Here is a 15,791-nt window from a genome sequence, read left to right as displayed (position 1 = left end):
CTGTGACGCTCTGCGTCACGATTCACCGGAGACTTCATGGCTAGCGCCTTGCCCGACCTCAAACTCCTGCGCATTTTTGTCAGCATCGTGCGCCATCAGGGGTTTGCCAACGCCCAGCACGAGCTGAACCTGTCGACGTCGGCCATCAGTACCTACATGAGCCAATTGGAAGGCGCACTGGGCCTGGTGCTGTGCCACCGTGGCCGAGGCGGTTTCAGCCTGACCAGCAAAGGTGAGCTGTTCTATCAGGAAACCCTGCGCCTCTTGGGCGAGTTGGAAGGTTTCGAACAATACGCCGCCGCGCTCAAGGGTGAACTGCGTGGCGCCCTCAAGCTCGGTGTGCTGGATTCCACCGTCAGCGACAAGGCCCTGCCGTTCGCCGAAGTGATCGGTGCCTACAGCCTGGAGCACCCGGCGGTGCATTTGCATTTGTCGGTGCTGAGCCCCTACGAACTGCAACTGGGCGTACAGGACAATCGCCTGGACCTGGCTATCGGTGCTTTTTCCACGCGCATGAGCGGGCTGATTTATATGCCGCTGTACCGCGAGCAACACTGGCTGTATTGCAGCACCCGGCATCCGTTGTTCAACGAGCGGCGTATTCCCGAGCAAGTGATCACCCAGCAACGCATGGTGGGGCGTGGTTACTGGAGCCAGGCAGAACTGGCCCGCCATGGCTTCAAGCACAGTGCCGCGACGGTGGAAAGTATGGAAGCGCAACTGATTCTGGTGTTGTCCGGCGCCTACATTGGCTATTTGCCCGAGCACTATGCCCAGGCCTGGGTCGACAAGGGCGACCTGCGGGTGCTGCTGCCGGCGACCTTTGGCTACCAGGCGCCGTTCTCGATGATCATGCGCCGGGGCCGTAGCCGCGAGCCGCTGATCCAGACCTTCCGTGACTTGCTTAAAGCTCAGCTCAACCAGGCCTGAAAATTCATGTCCAGACCCCAATGTTCCCGCTGCCTGCGGCCCCTCACTCACTGCTTGTGTCTGCTGATCCCGAACCTGGATAGCCGCACGCGGGTACTGCTGCTGCAACATCCGAGTGAGGTCAGCCATGCCTTGAATACGGCGCGGTTGGCGGCGTTAGGGTTGGTGAACGCCGAACTCGTGGTAGGGGAGGTGTTTGAGGATTTGCAGGCCCTGCTGAACCCACCGGGATACCGGGTGCGGTTATTGTTCCCTGCTGAGGATGCACAACCGTTGCAGCCTTACACCTCATCCGATGAGCCTCTGCTGCTGGTCGTCCCTGACGGAACCTGGCGCAAGGCACGCAAGTTGTTGCACCTCAATCCATTGCTGGCGGCATTGCCTCGGGTGATGTTGGCCGAGGGGGCCGTGTCGCGCTATCGCTTGCGCAAGGCTCCGGGACCAGGGGAGTTATCGACCGTGGAAGCGATTGTTCAGGCGTTGCAGGTGCTGGAGAAGCCAGCTTCGTTCGAACCGCTGCTCAAACCGTTCGAAGCATTGATCGAGGGGCAGATCGCGGCGATGGGCGAAGAGGTTTTCCAGAGGAACCATGGTGATCGATAAAGATGGCCACGGCCGGTTTGTCGCGGCAGTGCTTGCGGTACGACCACCTCTCTGTTTTTTCTTATTCGATTAAGCCATAAGCACCGCACTTTGCGTGATATGGCCCGCCAGTCTTTCCCGGTATGATAGGTGCCCCCGCAGTCTGGATTGCGAATACGCCATGACCTTGCAGTACCCAACCATCGCCGATTGCGTCGGCAACACACCCCTGGTCCGCTTGCAACGCATGGCGGGTGACACCAGCAATATCTTGCTGCTCAAGCTTGAGGGCAATAACCCGGCAGGTTCGGTCAAGGACCGTCCGGCGCTGTCGATGATTGTCCGCGCCGAGCTGCGTGGGCAGATCAAGCCCGGCGATACGCTGATTGAAGCCACGTCCGGTAATACCGGAATTGCCTTGGCCATGGCCGCGGCAATCAAGGGTTACAAGATGATCCTGATCATGCCCGACAACGGCAGCGCCGAGCGCAAGGCCGCGATGACCGCCTATGGCGCCGAGTTGGTCCTGGTGACCCAGGAAGAAGGCATGGAAGGCGCACGGGACCTGGCCGAGCGCATGGCCGCCGAAGGCCGTGGCCAAGTGCTGGACCAGTTCGCCAATGGGGATAACCCCGAGGCGCACTACACCACCACCGGCCCGGAAATCTGGCGCCAGACCCAGGGCACCATCACCCATTTTGTCAGTTCGATGGGCACCACCGGCACCATCATGGGCAACTCGCGCTACCTCAAGGAGCAGAACCCCGAGGTCCAGATCGTGGGCCTGCAGCCCATGGAAGGCGCGTCGATCCCCGGGATTCGCCGCTGGCCGCAAGAGTACCTGCCGAAGATCTACAACGCCGATCGCGTCGACCGCATCATCGACATGGCCCAGCGTGAAGCCGAAGACACCACCCGGCGCCTGGCCCGCGAAGAAGGCATCTTCTGCGGGGTGTCCTCCGGTGGCGCCGTGGCCGGGATGTTGCGCTTGTCCCAGGAGCTTGAAAACGCGGTGATCGTCGCGATCATCTGTGACCGTGGCGACCGTTACCTGTCGACCGGCATTTTCGACGCGCCCAACTGATGGCCAAGCACGAGAGAGGCCTGCGCTTCCAGCCCACGGGCGGCAGCCGGGCCCCGCAAATACCGACGGGCAAGAAACAGCGCCTGACCATCGAGCGCCTGGCCAATGATGGCCGTGGCATCGTGTTCCTTGAAGGCCGCACCTGGTTTGTCACTGGAGCCCTGGCCGGGGAAGAAGTCGAGGCGCGGGTGCTGGGTGCCCACGGTAAAGTGGTCGAGGCCCGCACCGAGCGGGTGTTCAAGGCCAGTGAATTGCGCCGCCCGGCGCCGTGCGCGCATGCCGGTCGCTGCGGCGGTTGCAGCCTGCAACATTTGCCCCATGACGAACAGCTTGCCCTGAAACAGCGCATGCTCGCCGAGCAACTGTCCCGAGTGGCTGGTATCGAGCCGCAAGAGTGGGCCGCGCCCTTGAGTGGCCCGCAATTCGCCTATCGGCGTCGTGCCCGGGTGGCCGTGCGCTGGGACGCCAAGGCCAAGTACCTCGAGGTGGGTTTTCGCGCCACCGCCAGCCAGGACATCGTCGCCATCGACGATTGCCCGGTGCTGGTACAGGCCTTGCAGCCGATCATGCAACGTTTGCCAAATATGTTGCGGCGTTTGAGCAAACCCCAGGCATTGGGCCATGTGGAGTTGTTCAGTGGCTCGTCCATTGCGGTGCTGTTGCGGCATATGGCCCCGTTGTCCGAGGCCGACCTGACGATCCTCAAGGAGTTTTGCACCTTCCATGAAGCGCAGTTGTGGCTCCATGGCGAAGGCCAGCCGCAGCCGTTCGAGCCGGATCAAGCCTTGGGCTATCGCTTGGAGCAGTGGGATCTGGAGCTGGCTTACCGGCCAGGGGATTTTGTCCAGGTCAACGCCGGGGTCAACGAGGCGATGGTTGCCCAGGCCCTGGAATGGCTGGCGCCGACGTCCGACGAGCGGGTGCTGGATCTGTTTTGTGGCCTGGGCAACTTCGCCTTGCCGTTGGCTCGCCAGGTGCGGGAAGTGGTGGCGGTAGAAGGCGTGCAGGCCATGGTGGAACGTGCTGCGCTGAATGCCGCGAGCAATAATTTGCATAACGTAGCGTTTTTTCAGGCTGACTTATCCCAGCCTCTGGCGGACGCGGAGTGGGCCAAGGCAGGCTTTTGTGCGGTACTCTTGGACCCGCCCCGTGACGGTGCCCTGGAGGTTGTGCGCAAGCTCGCCACTCTGGGAGCCAATCGCCTGGTGTATGTGTCCTGTAATCCAGCGACGCTGGCGCGGGACGCGGCCTTGTTGGTCAAGCAGGGCTACCGGCTAAAACGTGCCGGGATCCTCGATATGTTTCCGCAGACGGCCCATGTCGAGGCGATGGCGTTATTTGAAGCGGGCTAGGATGCCCGTTTAATCCGACTGGCCTGCGTTCTCCAGGGCCCGTGACCTGTCAGGGAACGTGCATGATATGGGTCGTAACGTGGACCAGCGATGATTTTGACGCATCGAAGGGTGCGTCGTAGGGAAGGTAAGCAAGATGGTACAGGTGAGAGCACACCAGCCGATCAACACCGACGGCAGTATCAATCTCGAGGCGTGGCTGGATCATGCCGTCAGTGTCGACCCGGCACTGGACCGTGAAGCCTTGAAAGCAGCCTGCGAGTTCGCTCGTGAGTCTGAACAGCAAGACAATGCGGCCAAGAATCTGTGGGCCGAAGGCACCTCAAGTTTTCGTACCGGGCTTGAAATCGCCGAGATCCTCGCCGACCTCAAGCTCGATCAGGATTCGTTGATCGCAGCGGTGCTCTATCGCGGCGTGCGCGAAGGGCATATCCAGCTGCCGACGGTCAGCCAGCGTTTCGGCGCGGTGGTGGCCAAGCTGATCGATGGCGTATTGCGCATGGCCGCTATCAGCGCCAGCCTCAGCCCGCGCCAGTCGATAGTGTTGGGCACCCAGGGCCAGGTGGAAAACCTGCGCAAGATGCTGGTGGCGATGGTCGACGACGTGCGCGTCGCCTTGATCAAGCTGGCCGAGCGTACCTGCGCGATTCGTGCGGTGAAAACTGCCGATGACGAAAAGCGTAACCGCGTCGCCCGGGAAGTCTTCGACATCTACGCGCCCCTGGCTCACCGCCTGGGTATCGGCCATATCAAATGGGAGCTGGAGGACCTGTCCTTCCGCTACCTGGAGCCCGATCAATACAAGCAGATCGCTACGCTGCTGCACGAGCGGCGGCTGGACCGTGAGCGTTTCATTGCTGAGGTGATGAGCCAACTGCGTACGGAATTGCAAGCCACCGGCGTCGATGCCGATATCAGTGGCCGCGCCAAGCACATCTATTCCATCTGGCGCAAAATGCAGCGCAAGGGCCTGGCCTTCAGCCAGATCTACGACGTGCGCGCCGTGCGGGTGCTGGTCCCGGAAATGCGCGATTGCTACACCGCGCTGGGTATCGTCCATACGTTGTGGCGGCATATCCCCAAGGAGTTCGACGACTACATCGCCAACCCCAAGGAAAACGGCTACCGCTCGTTGCACACGGCGGTCATCGGCCCTGAGGGCAAGGTGCTGGAAGTGCAGATCCGCACCCACGCCATGCACGAGGAGGCGGAACTGGGTGTCTGTGCCCACTGGCGCTACAAGGGCACCGACGTCAAGGCGGGCTCCAATCAGTACGAAGAGAAAATTTCCTGGCTGCGCCAAGTGCTGGAGTGGCACGAGGAACTGGGCGATATCGGCGGCCTGGCCGAACAACTGCGGGTGGATATCGAACCCGACCGGGTCTACATCTTTACCCCTGACGGCCACGCCATCGACCTGCCCAAGGGCGCCACGCCCCTGGACTTCGCCTACCGTGTGCATACCGAGATCGGCCACAACTGCCGTGGCGCCAAGATCAACGGGCGCATCGTACCGCTCAACTACAGCCTGCAGACCGGTGAACAGGTCGAGATCATCACCAGCAAGCACGGTACGCCGAGCCGCGACTGGCTGAACCCGAACCTGGGTTACATCACCACATCCCGGGCGCGGGCGAAGATTGTCCACTGGTTCAAACTTCAGGCGCGCGACCAGAACGTCGCCGCCGGCAAGACCTTGATCGAGCGTGAGTTGGCGCGCCTGGGCCTGCCTCAGGTGGACTTCGACAAGCTGGCCGAAAAGGCCAACATGAAGATCGCCGAAGACATGTTTGCCGCCCTCGGTGCCGGCGATTTGCGCCTGGCGCAGTTGGTCAACCTGGCCCAGCAACTGGTGGAGCCGGAGCGCGGCAACGAACAGTTGGAGCTGATTCCGCGCAAGGCCACCGGCTATAAACCGGGCAAGCGCGGCGATATCCAGATCCAGGGTGTCGGCAATCTGCTGACGCAAATGGCGGGTTGCTGCCAGCCACTGCCTGGCGATGCCATCGTTGGCTACATCACCCAGGGCCGCGGTGTGAGCATTCACCGCCAGGATTGCGCTTCGGTGTTGCAATTGGGCGGGCGCGAGCCGGAGCGGATCATCCAGGTCAGTTGGGGGCCGGTGCCGGTGCTCACCTACCCGGTGGACATCATCATCCGCGCCTACGACCGCTCCGGTTTGCTACGGGACGTGTCGCAAGTGTTGCTCAATGAGCGGATCAACGTGCTGGCGGTCAACACCCGCTCGAACAAGGAGGACAACACCGCGTTGATGTCCCTGACTATCGAGATTCCGGGGCTGGACGCGCTGGGGCGGCTGCTGGGGCGCATTTCCCAGTTGCCGAACATCATTGAAACCCGGCGCAATCGGACGCCATAAATCGATCTGTTTGGATGAACGCGGACTGAGATCAATGTATTCCCTAGAAGACCTGTTGTACTTGATGAACCGCCTGCGGGACCCGCAATACGGTTGCCCGTGGGACATCAAGCAAACCTATGCCACCATCGTCCCCCACACGCTGGAGGAAGCCTATGAAGTCGCCGATGCCATTGAGCGTGGGGATTTTGATCACCTGCAAGGTGAGCTGGGCGACCTGCTGTTCCAGGTGGTCTATTACAGCCAGTTGGCGCGGGAAGAAGGGCGCTTCGAATTTTCCGGTGTAATCGACAGCATCACCCGCAAACTGGTTCGTCGTCACCCCCATGTGTTCCCGACGGGCGATCTGTACGCGCCGCTGGATGTTCCTCAACTGAACGAAGAGCAGGTCAAGGAGCGTTGGGAGGCCATCAAGGCCGAGGAGCGCGCAGAAAAATCCGCTGCGCCAGAGCAGTTATCCCTGCTCGATGACGTACCTACAGCTTTGCCGGCCTTGTCCCGCGCAGCCAAATTGCAAAAGCGTGCGGGGCAAGTCGGTTTCGATTGGCCAGCAGCGTTGCCGGTGGTGGATAACGTGCGTGAAGAGCTGGATGAAGTGCTCGAATCCATGGCCGATAACGACCCGGCGGCTATTGCCGACGAGGTCGGTGACCTGCTGTTTGCGGCGGTCAACCTGGCCCGGCACCTCAAGGTCGACCCGGAAACCGCCTTGCGCGGTGCCAATGCCAAATTCGAAAGACGTTTCCGATTTATTGAACAGGCATTGCGCGATACCCACCGTCCCATGGAAGATTGCACCCTCGAAGAGTTGGACGTCCTGTGGGGCGAAGCCAAACGTCAGGAAAAGAATGTGTCCAGCTGCGGTTGAGCAGTTGCCTAAGTGAGTAAGCACCATGAGTATTTCCCTTCGCGACCAGTTGCTCAAAGCAGGCCTGGTCAATCAAAAGCAGGCCAAACAGGTCGGTAAAGAGAAACAGAAACAACAGCGCCTGGTTCATAAAGGCCAGGCCGAGGCGGACGATACCCAAGCTCGCCGGGCCATTGAGGCTCACGCCGAGAAGGTCAAGCGAGACCAGGAACTGAACCGCCAGCAGCAGGAAAAGGCCGAGGCCAAGGCCCGTACGGCCCAGGTCAAGCAATTGATCGAAACCTCGCGCCTGCCCAAGCTGACCACTGAGGATTACTACAACTTCGTCGATGATAAAAAGGTCAAGCGCCTGTCGGTCAACACGTTGATGCGTAACAAACTGAGCAACGGCTCCCTGGCGATTGTCCATCACGGTGGAGGCTACGAAGTCATCCCCCGCGAGGCGGCGCTGAAGATCCAGGAGCGGGCACCCGAACGTATCGTCCAGCTCAATATCCTGACCGAAAGCCAAGTGCCGGATGAGGATGACCCGTACGCCGCCTACCAGATCCCTGACGATCTGATGTGGTAAGGCTGTAGAAACAACAAACCCCGCTCAAAAGGCGGGGTTTGTGTTTATAGGCACTGCGGCTGCGTGGGCCGGGTGGCTATGGGATTCCAGTGATTCAGGAGCTTTGTGCCTGGGGTTTCTTCTCAAGGGTTTCGAGCTCGTTTTTATAATTATGGGCATCGCTCTCATTGTGAAACATGCCTACCAGCAGGTCTTGTTGGTGCACATCCCAGATATGAATCCCATAGGCTACCGCTTCATGGGGCATATGTGCATCGTCGCGTTCAGTTACTTTTACTGTCATCTGCTTGCTCCAATCTCTGGTTGGTCTGCGGCAAGGCGTCGCAGGCCTTTGTTATAAGGTTTGTTAGTTTGCTAAGTAAATAAGCAAGAAATGCAACAGACCTTTACCGAATCAGGAACAATCCTGCAGCCCTCGAAAGCCGCGACATTAGGTCGCAGGGGCTTGAGTTTTATGACAAATGTTTCATGTTTTGGGGTTGGCCTGGGGCCTGGTCAGCGGGACAACAGGCGAAAAAAAGCCCCGCATTACGCGAGGCTGTTTATTCGATAGCGATGGATCAGTTGCCTTTGACAGCCTTGCCATCCACGGTACCGTCTTGAAGCATGATGTTGTATTCCTTGCCGTCGGTTTCTACCTGGCGCAAGGCAACCAGAATACCGCCCCAATCCTTGGCAAACCACATCTGGGTGATGCGCTTGCTTTGTGTCGGGTCACGTACGCGCTCGACCTTGATGGCATCAATGGAGCCTGCTTTGGTCTGGACCTTTTCCGGGCCTATCACGCGGAAATCGTAGGTGTCGGTGTCCGTACCTTCAACCACGCGGTAGCTCATGCTTTTCTTGCCGGCGGCAACGTCACGTTGCAGGGCAAGCTGGTAGGTCGATTTGTCGAGCATGCCGCTTTCGAGGGCGACATTCACCGGGTCCTTGTTTTCAAAGCCAGTGACCTTGTTGGCCGCCTGGTCAAAGTCCAGGTTGATCTTTTTCGCCTTGCCCAGCCCGCCGCGTTCAAAGCTGTAGCTCTGCGGCTGCAGGGTATCCTTGGCAAAGCGAATCACGCTGGTTTCGCTGAGGCTGGCGATCATCATGGACGCCTTGAAATTCAAGGTCCAGGTGCCATCGTCACTCTTGGCCAGGCTGCGTTCGGCCGAACCGCTCATTGGCAACTGTTTCCAGTCGGCGGTATAGCTGGCGGAGAAAGGGTGTAGGTCTGCTGCTTGCACGGCAGGCAAGGCAAGCAGCGCAAAAGCGAAGAGCAGGGCGCGACGCATAAAATCTCCTAGGTTCGAATCAAGTGGCCGCTGGCCGCAAGTAACTGACCGTCCAATAATGCACCCTGTTCACCAAGAATCAACCGCTCCTCGGCGAACCAGCGAACAGCCAGCGGGTAAATCCTGTGTTCCTGGGTATGAACCCGTTGCGCAAGTGTCTGCGCAGAGTCCGCAGACTCTACCGGAACCACTGCCTGTACGACCAGAGGCCCGCCATCGAGTTCCTCGGTGACGAAGTGCACGCTGCAGCCGTGCTCCGTGTCGCCGGCCTCGAGGGCGCGTTGGTGCGTATGTAACCCTTTGTATTTGGGTAGCAGGGAAGGGTGGATATTCAGCAGGCGCCCCTGATAGTGCCGCACGAAGTCTGCGCTGAGAATACGCATGAAGCCGGCCAGGACCACGAGCTTGGGGTTAAAGGCATCAATCAACTCAATCAGGGCGGCATCGAAGGCTTCGCGACCTTCGAAAGCCTTGTGGTCCAGGGTGCGGGTGTCGATACCGGCGTCCCTGGCGCGTTGCAGGCCATAGGCGTCGCTGCGGTTGGAAATCACCGCAGCGATGCGCGCCTGGCTTTCGCCTGTGCGCGTGCTGTCGATCAAGGCCTGCAAATTACTGCCGGTGCCCGAGAGCAGCACCACGACATCACAGGTTGCGGGCATCCGCTCTTGCATCAATGTGCCTTAAGGTTCTTCAGTTCAACCTGGGCTGCACCTTCGGCAGCGGTGGCGATCTGGCCGATGACCCATGGCTGCTCGCCGGCTTCACGCAGGACGTTCAGCGCAGTTTCAACGTGCTCTTGAGCCACGCAGATCACCATGCCTACGCCGCAGTTCAGCACACGGTGCATTTCGGTCTCGCTGACGTTGCCTTTCTCTTGCAGCCAGTCGAAGACTGCCGGACGCTGCCAACTGGCCACGTCGACGATCGCCTGGGCGCCTTTTGGCAGGACGCGCGGAATGTTGTCCAGCAGGCCGCCGCCGGTGATGTGGGCCATGGCCTTGACGGCGCCGGTGTCCTTGATCAGCTTGAGCAACGGCTTGACGTAGATGCGCGTCGGGGCCATCAGCAGGTCGGTCAGCGGCTTGCCGTCGAGTTGGATGTTCTCGATGTCGGCGCCGGACACTTCGATGATCTTGCGGATCAGCGAGTAGCCGTTGGAGTGCGGACCGGACGATGGCAGGGCCAGCAGCGCATCACCGGCGGCAACCTTGGAGCCGTCGATGATCTCGGCCTTTTCCACGACGCCGACGCAAAAGCCGGCCAGGTCGTAGTCTTCGCCTTCGTACATGCCCGGCATTTCAGCGGTTTCGCCGCCGACCAGGGAGCAACCGGACAGTTCACAGCCTGCGCCGATACCCGTCACGACCTGGGTCGCGGTTTCGACGTTGAGCTTGCCGGTGGCGTAGTAGTCGAGGAAGAACAGAGGCTCGGCACCGCAGACCACCAGGTCGTTGACGCACATGGCTACCAGGTCGATGCCGATGCTGTCGTGCTTGTTCAGGTTCAGTGCCAGGCGCAGCTTGGTGCCCACACCGTCGGTGCCGGACACCAGGACTGGCTGCTTGTAGCCGGCCGGGATTTCGCAGAGGGCGCCAAAACCGCCCAGGCCACCCATGACTTCGGGGCGCGCGGTGCGCTTGGCGACGCTCTTGATGCGTTCGACCAATGCTTCACCGGCGTCGATGTCTACACCGGCGTCCTTGTAGCTCAGGGAGGGTTGCTTGCTCATGATCCAGGCCTTTAGGGGGGATTTCTGGGTAACGACCGATTCAGCGGGGCACTTGCGAAAATGCCCAGGCGTTGCCGGTCTGCGAAGGCGCGCGATTTTATCAGGCTTGAGGGGCAGCGGCCATCCTCGCGCCGACGGGCAGGAGCATATGGTGTTAAAAAAAGCCTAATCGACGTGCTTAGAGGCTGTATTAAGGTATAGCCTTTAACCGGCTATCGTTATGACAGCACGAAAACTTACCAAGGCCCTGTGAATGTTTTGCCAGTTACTGTGGTCACAGCCTTGCTCAGCAATCTTCATACGGTCTGTTCCAGCCGTTTTTTGTGTCGGGAATCCTCCATGCGTCTGTGTAAATTTTTCTTTGTGGGCTGTTTGTCATTGGTCAGCCTGGCGAGTCATGCCGAAACCCTCAATGGTCTCTATCAAGTATTGGAACCGGTCAGCAGCCAAGCCCCTGAGGAACGTGCCCAGGCGACACAGCGTGCTCTGGAGACGCTAATCATCCGTTTGACCGGTGATGCCAAGGCCGCTCAAGGCCCTGGTTTGGCCGCGATCCGCAAGGACCCGCAACAGATCATCAGCCAGTATGGCTATGACGCCGGTCCTCCAGAGAGCCTGCAAGTGGATTTCGATCCGGTGAGCACCGATCGCGCCTTGCGCGAAGCTGGCCTGGCATTGTGGGGCAGCAATCGGCCGGTGATCCTCGGTTGGTGGCTGAACGACTCCACCGAAGGCAGTAGCCTGGTGGGTGATGGTCAGGCCAGCGCCGAACCGTTGCGACGGGCCGCTCAGCACCGTGGCCTGCCGCTACGCCTACCTCTGGGCGACCTGGATGAGCAGATCGTAGCTTCCGCCCCCAATCTTGAGAGCCCGGATGCGACCCCACTGCGTGCGGCGTCCGAACGTTATGGTGCTGACGCTTTGCTGGCGGTGCACGCCCGTGAAGAAAGTGGTCAGTGGCAAGCCAAATGGCGGCTGTGGCTGGGTGATAAAAGCGAGCAGGGCACGGCGCAGGGCGCTGATGCCACAGCCCTCGCCGATGCGGTACTGCTGGCGGTCACTGAGCGCCTGGCACCGCGTTTCGCGGTCAAGCCCGGGGTGAGTGGCGAACAATTGCTGGAAGTGCAAGACATGAACCTGGAACGCTATGCTGCCTTGGGCCGTTTGCTTGAGCCCTTTGGTGGGCGGCCGTTGCGGGTGGATGGCAGTCGTATCGTGTACCGGGTCAATGGCAGTGCGGATCAGCTGCGCACACAGTTGAGCCTGGCCAAGTTGCAAGAAGTGCCTGCCGATGAGGTTGCGCCAGTACCTGCCCAGCAACCCGCCATGGACGGTACTCCGCCAGTATTGGCTGAACCACAGCCACAGCTACGCTTTCGCTGGTAAATGTTCTTCCTTATATAGAAGCAACTGAAAAATGGAGTGGTTTATGACGGATACGCGTCGTTGGGTGTGGCTTGGCGGGATTGTCCTGCTATGCATTTTTGTGTTTTTGCTGCATTCAATCCTGACGCCGTTTCTGGTCGCGTTGCTGCTGGCCTATCTGTTCGATCCAGTGGTGGATCGCCTGGAGAAGGTCGGGCTGTCGCGCACCTGGGGCGTGGTGGCGGTGTTTACGCTGTTCACCCTGATCGTCATGGCGCTGCTGCTGGTGCTGGTGCCGATGCTGGCCAAGCAATTGTTGCGCCTGTATGAACTGGCGCCGCAAATGCTCGACTGGCTGCAACAGACTGCCATGCCTTGGGCCCAGGCCAAGCTGGGCCTGGCCGATGGTTTCTGGAAGTTCGACAAGGTCAAGGCGGCGATCAGTGAACACATGGGCCAGACGACCGACATCGTTGGTGTGGTGCTCAGTAAAGCCACGGCGTCGAGCCTGGCGCTCCTCGGCTGGTTGACCAACCTGGTGCTGATTCCCGTGGTGGCGTTCTATCTGCTGCGGGATTGGGACATTATGATGGCCAAGATTCGCAGCCTGCTGCCTCGTGACCGCGAGGCACGTATTGTGTCCCTGGCCGATGAGTGTCATGAAGTGCTCGGCGCCTTTGTTCGTGGCCAGTTGATGGTGATGTTGGCGCTGGGGGTCATCTATGCGGCGGGGCTGATGGCCATCGGCCTGGAGCTGGGGCTGTTGATTGGTTTGATTGCCGGTTTGGCGGCGATTGTGCCGTATATGGGGTTCGTCATCGGCATTGGCGCGGCGCTGGTGGCCGGGTTGTTCCAGTTTGGCGGCGACTTGTACCCGATGCTGGGGATTGTCGCTGTGTTCATGGTTGGCCAGGCCCTTGAGGGCATGGTGTTGACGCCGTGGCTGGTGGGGGATCGGATCGGACTGCATCCGGTGGCAGTGATCTTTGCGATCCTGGCGGGCGGCGAACTGTTCGGTTTTACCGGTATCTTGCTGGCGCTGCCAGTGGCGGCGGTGATCATGGTGCTGGTGCGCCATGTGCATGATTTGTATAAAGACTCGGACATCTACGCAAGTAGTGACGAGCCGGGATTGTAAAGCCTGGCTTGGCTTCCACTGGCAAACCCGGCCTGGCGCCGGGTTTGCCATTAATGGCTTCTTGGCATTTAGCCATTACGTTGAACAATCGTCCCCTAAATCCAACAAGTTAACGCAAACCTTTGATTTTGCTTGTGGTCTGTTGCATTGTGCGCCCAGCGTCACGGGTATAAACTTTGCAAACTTTACACAGAGGCCCCTAACGGTTCGATGGGAACTGTTCAGTCAGCATGAAACCGATTCAGCTGCCCCTAGGTGTGCGTCTGCGTGACGACGCTACCTTTATCAATTACTACCCAGGCGCCAATGCCGCTGCACTCGGCTATGTCGAGCGGCTTTGCGAAGCCGACGCCGGGTGGACCGAAAGCCTGATCTACTTGTGGGGCAAGGACGGCGTGGGGCGTACCCACTTGCTGCAGGCCGCTTGCCTGCGTTTCGAGCAGTTGGGGGAACCGGCGGTTTACCTGCCCCTGGCGGAACTGCTGGACCGCGGTATCGAGATCCTCGACAACCTTGAGCAATATGAACTGGTGTGTCTGGATGACCTGCAGGCAGTAGCGGGGCGGGCGGATTGGGAAGAGGCACTGTTCCATCTATTCAACCGTTTGCGTGACAGTGGCCGGCGCTTGCTGATCGCCGCATCCACCTCGCCTCGGGAGTTGCCGGTGAAGCTGGCGGACCTAAAGTCCCGCCTGACCCTGGCGCTGATATTCCAGATGCGCCCGCTGTCCGATGAGGATAAGTTGCGTGCCTTGCAACTGCGGGCCTCCCGCCGCGGCCTGCACCTGACAGACGAAGTCGGGCACTTTATCCTTACTCGCGGCACCCGCAGCATGAGCGCGCTGTTCGAATTGCTCGAGCGCCTCGATCAGGCCTCCTTGCAGGCCCAGCGTAAGCTGACCATCCCCTTCCTCAAGGAAACCCTTGGCTGGTAGGCAGCCCCTGAAGTCGGGGGTTTGGCATTTTCCAGGCGCCAGAAATCCTGTGCCCAGGCCGGTTTGGCCACACAAAAGGGTTTAAATGAGATTTAAGGGCTTAGATGTCATGGTTCAAACAAGAAGTCACATCAATCGCGATTGAATTTGCAAATCGATGTGGTAGAGGGCATAGTCTCGACTTCTTTAAATATCAGCCACGGTTGTGCCCATGCTAAATCGCTTCGCACCCCTCGTGCCTCTCGCATTCGTTACCCTGTTGTTTGGTTGCGCCACCCACACTCAACAAGTGGCTGAGCAGCAAAAACCTCAACAAGGCAATCAACAAAAATTCGTTGCTGCGCAGTCTTCCACTGTTTATCAGGAAGCTGCTTATTCAGAAGAAATAGCTACCGAGAAAGAACTGGCCGAGCTTGCCGGCAGCAAGCCTTATCGGTTGCCAGCTCTGGCCGACAGCATCCTCGAGCGCGGCATGTCCCTGATCGGTACCCGCTACCGTTACGGCGGTACCTCTGAAGCCGGTTTCGATTGCAGTGGTTTTATCGGTTATCTGTTTCGTGAAGAAGCTGGCATGAATCTGCCGCGTTCCACTCGCGAAATGATCAACGTGGATGCACCGTTGGTCGCACGAAACAACCTCAAGCGTGGTGATCTGCTTTTCTTTAGTACCAATGGTCGTGGTCGCGTCAGCCACGCGGGAATCTACCTGGGTGATGACCAGTTCATTCACTCCAGCAGCCGCCGTAGCGGTGGTGTGCGGATTGATAAGCTGGGCTCCAGCTACTGGAGCAAGACCTTCATTGAAGCCAAGCGTGCCTTGGCCATGACCCCGACTACCGTTACCGCTCGCAAGTAAAGTTAATGTGATACTTGAAGTTTGACATGTAAGCGCTAGAATCCCTGAACATTGTTGCGAATTAGTCGCGCGAGCTTTGCTTGCGCGATCTGGTTTTCAGCGTTCGGCAGCGAAAGCCGCATCCAGACCAGGATTGTTCTGCCCATGTCGACCTCGGTCCGCCTAATTCTTCTCGTTTGCGCCGCGCTGCTCAGCGCCTGCGCAAGTCACCCGCCACCCGCGCCTGTGGCCGTCAAGCCCAAGCCGGTGTTCAACTATTCCAGCCAAACCTTTTCGCCGGTTGCCGAAGATGTGCTTTTTCGCGCGTTGGGCCTGGTGGGTACGCCCTATCGCTGGGGCGGTAATACGCCAGATTCGGGATTTGATTGCAGTGGCTTGATTGGCTTTGTCTACCGTGATGCGGCGGGTATCTCATTGCCGCGTACCACGCGCGAGCTGATTGTGATGCGGGCCCAGGATGTGAGCGAAGACGCTCTGCAGACCGGTGACTTGATCTTCTTTGCCACCAGTGGTGGCTCGCGAGTCAGTCACGCCGGTATCTATGTCGGGGAAGGGCGCTTTGTGCATGCGCCGCAAACCGGTGGCACGGTGAAGCTCGATACCCTGTCCAAGGCGTATTGGCAGAATGCTTACCTGAGTGCCAAGCGCGTCTTGCCGGCTGAGCATCTGGCGAGGAATCCTTGAAGTCGCTACAAACTTCAAGCTATAAGCTGCAAGAAGGCGCGTT

At 59.4% G+C, this 15,791-nt stretch carries 16 protein-coding genes; 12 read left to right on the top strand and 4 right to left on the bottom strand.

Features of this window, described 5'->3' with window-relative positions:
* Positions 1-36: 36 nt before the first annotated feature.
* From GIR22_RS14965 to GIR22_RS14935, 7 genes are all read left to right on the top strand, one after another.
* Positions 37-930, top strand: coding sequence for a LysR family transcriptional regulator (locus GIR22_RS14965; protein WP_154744088.1), 894 nt, complete (start codon positions 37-39; stop codon positions 928-930).
* A gap of 6 nt (positions 931-936) precedes the next feature.
* The gene (locus GIR22_RS14960; protein WP_154744087.1) at positions 937-1,533 is read left to right on the top strand and encodes a tRNA-uridine aminocarboxypropyltransferase; all 597 of its coding nucleotides are present in this window, start codon (positions 937-939) and stop codon (positions 1,531-1,533) included.
* 160 nt (positions 1,534-1,693) lie between these two features.
* A complete protein-coding gene (gene cysM, locus GIR22_RS14955) occupies positions 1,694-2,596 on the top strand; it encodes a cysteine synthase CysM (protein WP_154744086.1) in 903 nt (300 codons plus the stop codon).
* Positions 2,596-3,948 (top strand): 23S rRNA (uracil(1939)-C(5))-methyltransferase RlmD, encoded by a 1,353-nt coding sequence (gene rlmD, locus GIR22_RS14950; protein ID WP_154744085.1) that lies wholly within the window; start codon positions 2,596-2,598, stop codon positions 3,946-3,948. The genes cysM and rlmD overlap by 1 nt, the downstream gene beginning before the upstream one ends.
* Before the next feature lie 136 nt (positions 3,949-4,084).
* The gene (gene relA / locus GIR22_RS14945; RefSeq protein WP_154744084.1) at positions 4,085-6,328 is read left to right on the top strand and encodes a GTP diphosphokinase; all 2,244 of its coding nucleotides are present in this window, start codon (positions 4,085-4,087) and stop codon (positions 6,326-6,328) included.
* Positions 6,329-6,362: 34 nt separating this feature from the next.
* On the top strand, positions 6,363-7,196 hold the full coding sequence (mazG, locus tag GIR22_RS14940; protein WP_154744083.1) for a nucleoside triphosphate pyrophosphohydrolase: 834 nt from the start codon (positions 6,363-6,365) through the stop codon (positions 7,194-7,196).
* 25 nt (positions 7,197-7,221) lie between these two features.
* On the top strand, positions 7,222-7,767 hold the full coding sequence (locus GIR22_RS14935) for a DUF2058 domain-containing protein (protein ID WP_154744082.1): 546 nt from the start codon (positions 7,222-7,224) through the stop codon (positions 7,765-7,767).
* Positions 7,768-7,861: 94 nt separating this feature from the next.
* On the opposite strand, the gene GIR22_RS14930 is transcribed toward GIR22_RS14935, so the two are convergent.
* The 4 genes from GIR22_RS14930 to purM all read right to left on the bottom strand — a co-directional run bounded on the left by GIR22_RS14930 (position 7,862) and on the right by purM (position 10,770).
* Positions 7,862-8,050, bottom strand: a complete 189-nt coding sequence (locus GIR22_RS14930; RefSeq protein WP_154744081.1) for a hypothetical protein — start codon at positions 8,048-8,050, stop codon at positions 7,862-7,864.
* A 277-nt stretch (positions 8,051-8,327) separates the two neighbouring features.
* Complete coding sequence (locus tag GIR22_RS14925) at positions 8,328-9,041, bottom strand: DUF3108 domain-containing protein (protein WP_154744080.1); 714 nt, start codon at positions 9,039-9,041, stop codon at positions 8,328-8,330.
* A gap of 8 nt (positions 9,042-9,049) precedes the next feature.
* Positions 9,050-9,700 carry a phosphoribosylglycinamide formyltransferase gene (gene purN, locus GIR22_RS14920; RefSeq protein ID WP_154744079.1) on the bottom strand — a complete coding sequence of 217 codons (651 nt, stop codon included), beginning with the start codon at positions 9,698-9,700 and terminating at the stop codon, positions 9,050-9,052.
* 11 nt (positions 9,701-9,711) lie between these two features.
* The gene (gene purM / locus GIR22_RS14915; RefSeq protein ID WP_154744078.1) at positions 9,712-10,770 is read right to left on the bottom strand and encodes a phosphoribosylformylglycinamidine cyclo-ligase; all 1,059 of its coding nucleotides are present in this window, start codon (positions 10,768-10,770) and stop codon (positions 9,712-9,714) included.
* Positions 10,771-11,109: 339 nt separating this feature from the next.
* On the opposite strand from purM, the gene GIR22_RS14910 reads away from it, so the two are divergent.
* From GIR22_RS14910 to GIR22_RS14890, 5 genes are all read left to right on the top strand, one after another.
* The gene (locus GIR22_RS14910) at positions 11,110-12,156 is read left to right on the top strand and encodes a DUF2066 domain-containing protein (RefSeq protein ID WP_154744077.1); all 1,047 of its coding nucleotides are present in this window, start codon (positions 11,110-11,112) and stop codon (positions 12,154-12,156) included.
* Positions 12,157-12,199: 43 nt separating this feature from the next.
* Positions 12,200-13,273: an AI-2E family transporter gene (locus tag GIR22_RS14905; RefSeq protein ID WP_154744076.1), complete on the top strand. Its 1,074-nt coding sequence runs from the start codon at positions 12,200-12,202 to the stop codon at positions 13,271-13,273.
* Positions 13,274-13,503: 230 nt separating this feature from the next.
* On the top strand, positions 13,504-14,208 hold the full coding sequence (gene hda / locus GIR22_RS14900; RefSeq protein ID WP_008033543.1) for a DnaA regulatory inactivator Hda: 705 nt from the start codon (positions 13,504-13,506) through the stop codon (positions 14,206-14,208).
* A 211-nt stretch (positions 14,209-14,419) separates the two neighbouring features.
* Positions 14,420-15,064 carry a C40 family peptidase gene (locus GIR22_RS14895; protein ID WP_154744075.1) on the top strand — a complete coding sequence of 215 codons (645 nt, stop codon included), beginning with the start codon at positions 14,420-14,422 and terminating at the stop codon, positions 15,062-15,064.
* A 144-nt stretch (positions 15,065-15,208) separates the two neighbouring features.
* On the top strand, positions 15,209-15,748 hold the full coding sequence (locus GIR22_RS14890; protein ID WP_154744074.1) for a C40 family peptidase: 540 nt from the start codon (positions 15,209-15,211) through the stop codon (positions 15,746-15,748).
* Positions 15,749-15,791 lie beyond the last annotated feature (43 nt).

The sequence above is a fragment of the Pseudomonas karstica genome (assembly GCF_009707515.1).
Taxonomy (GTDB): Bacteria; Pseudomonadota; Gammaproteobacteria; order Pseudomonadales; family Pseudomonadaceae; genus Aquipseudomonas; species Aquipseudomonas karstica.
The sequence above is the reverse complement of the archived record's forward strand: the minus strand, read 5'-3'. Positions and strand labels throughout refer to the sequence as shown.

What these genes read in the sequence shown, in the direction of transcription:
- GIR22_RS14965 (WP_154744088.1), top strand. Translation starts at nt 37, where the DNA reads ATGGCTAGCGCCTTGCCCGACCTCAAACTCCTGCGCATTTTTGTCAGC.
- GIR22_RS14960 (WP_154744087.1), top strand. Translation starts at nt 937, where the DNA reads ATGTCCAGACCCCAATGTTCCCGCTGCCTGCGGCCCCTCACTCACTGC.
- cysM (WP_154744086.1), top strand. Translation starts at nt 1,694, where the DNA reads ATGACCTTGCAGTACCCAACCATCGCCGATTGCGTCGGCAACACACCC.
- rlmD (WP_154744085.1), top strand. Translation starts at nt 2,596, where the DNA reads ATGGCCAAGCACGAGAGAGGCCTGCGCTTCCAGCCCACGGGCGGCAGC.
- relA (WP_154744084.1), top strand. Translation starts at nt 4,085, where the DNA reads ATGGTACAGGTGAGAGCACACCAGCCGATCAACACCGACGGCAGTATC.
- mazG (WP_154744083.1), top strand. Translation starts at nt 6,363, where the DNA reads ATGTATTCCCTAGAAGACCTGTTGTACTTGATGAACCGCCTGCGGGAC.
- GIR22_RS14935 (WP_154744082.1), top strand. Translation starts at nt 7,222, where the DNA reads ATGAGTATTTCCCTTCGCGACCAGTTGCTCAAAGCAGGCCTGGTCAAT.
- GIR22_RS14930 (WP_154744081.1), bottom strand. Translation starts at nt 8,050, where the DNA reads ATGACAGTAAAAGTAACTGAACGCGACGATGCACATATGCCCCATGAA.
- GIR22_RS14925 (WP_154744080.1), bottom strand. Translation starts at nt 9,041, where the DNA reads ATGCGTCGCGCCCTGCTCTTCGCTTTTGCGCTGCTTGCCTTGCCTGCC.
- purN (WP_154744079.1), bottom strand. Translation starts at nt 9,700, where the DNA reads ATGCCCGCAACCTGTGATGTCGTGGTGCTGCTCTCGGGCACCGGCAGT.
- purM (WP_154744078.1), bottom strand. Translation starts at nt 10,770, where the DNA reads ATGAGCAAGCAACCCTCCCTGAGCTACAAGGACGCCGGTGTAGACATC.
- GIR22_RS14910 (WP_154744077.1), top strand. Translation starts at nt 11,110, where the DNA reads ATGCGTCTGTGTAAATTTTTCTTTGTGGGCTGTTTGTCATTGGTCAGC.
- GIR22_RS14905 (WP_154744076.1), top strand. Translation starts at nt 12,200, where the DNA reads ATGACGGATACGCGTCGTTGGGTGTGGCTTGGCGGGATTGTCCTGCTA.
- hda (WP_008033543.1), top strand. Translation starts at nt 13,504, where the DNA reads ATGAAACCGATTCAGCTGCCCCTAGGTGTGCGTCTGCGTGACGACGCT.
- GIR22_RS14895 (WP_154744075.1), top strand. Translation starts at nt 14,420, where the DNA reads ATGCTAAATCGCTTCGCACCCCTCGTGCCTCTCGCATTCGTTACCCTG.
- GIR22_RS14890 (WP_154744074.1), top strand. Translation starts at nt 15,209, where the DNA reads ATGTCGACCTCGGTCCGCCTAATTCTTCTCGTTTGCGCCGCGCTGCTC.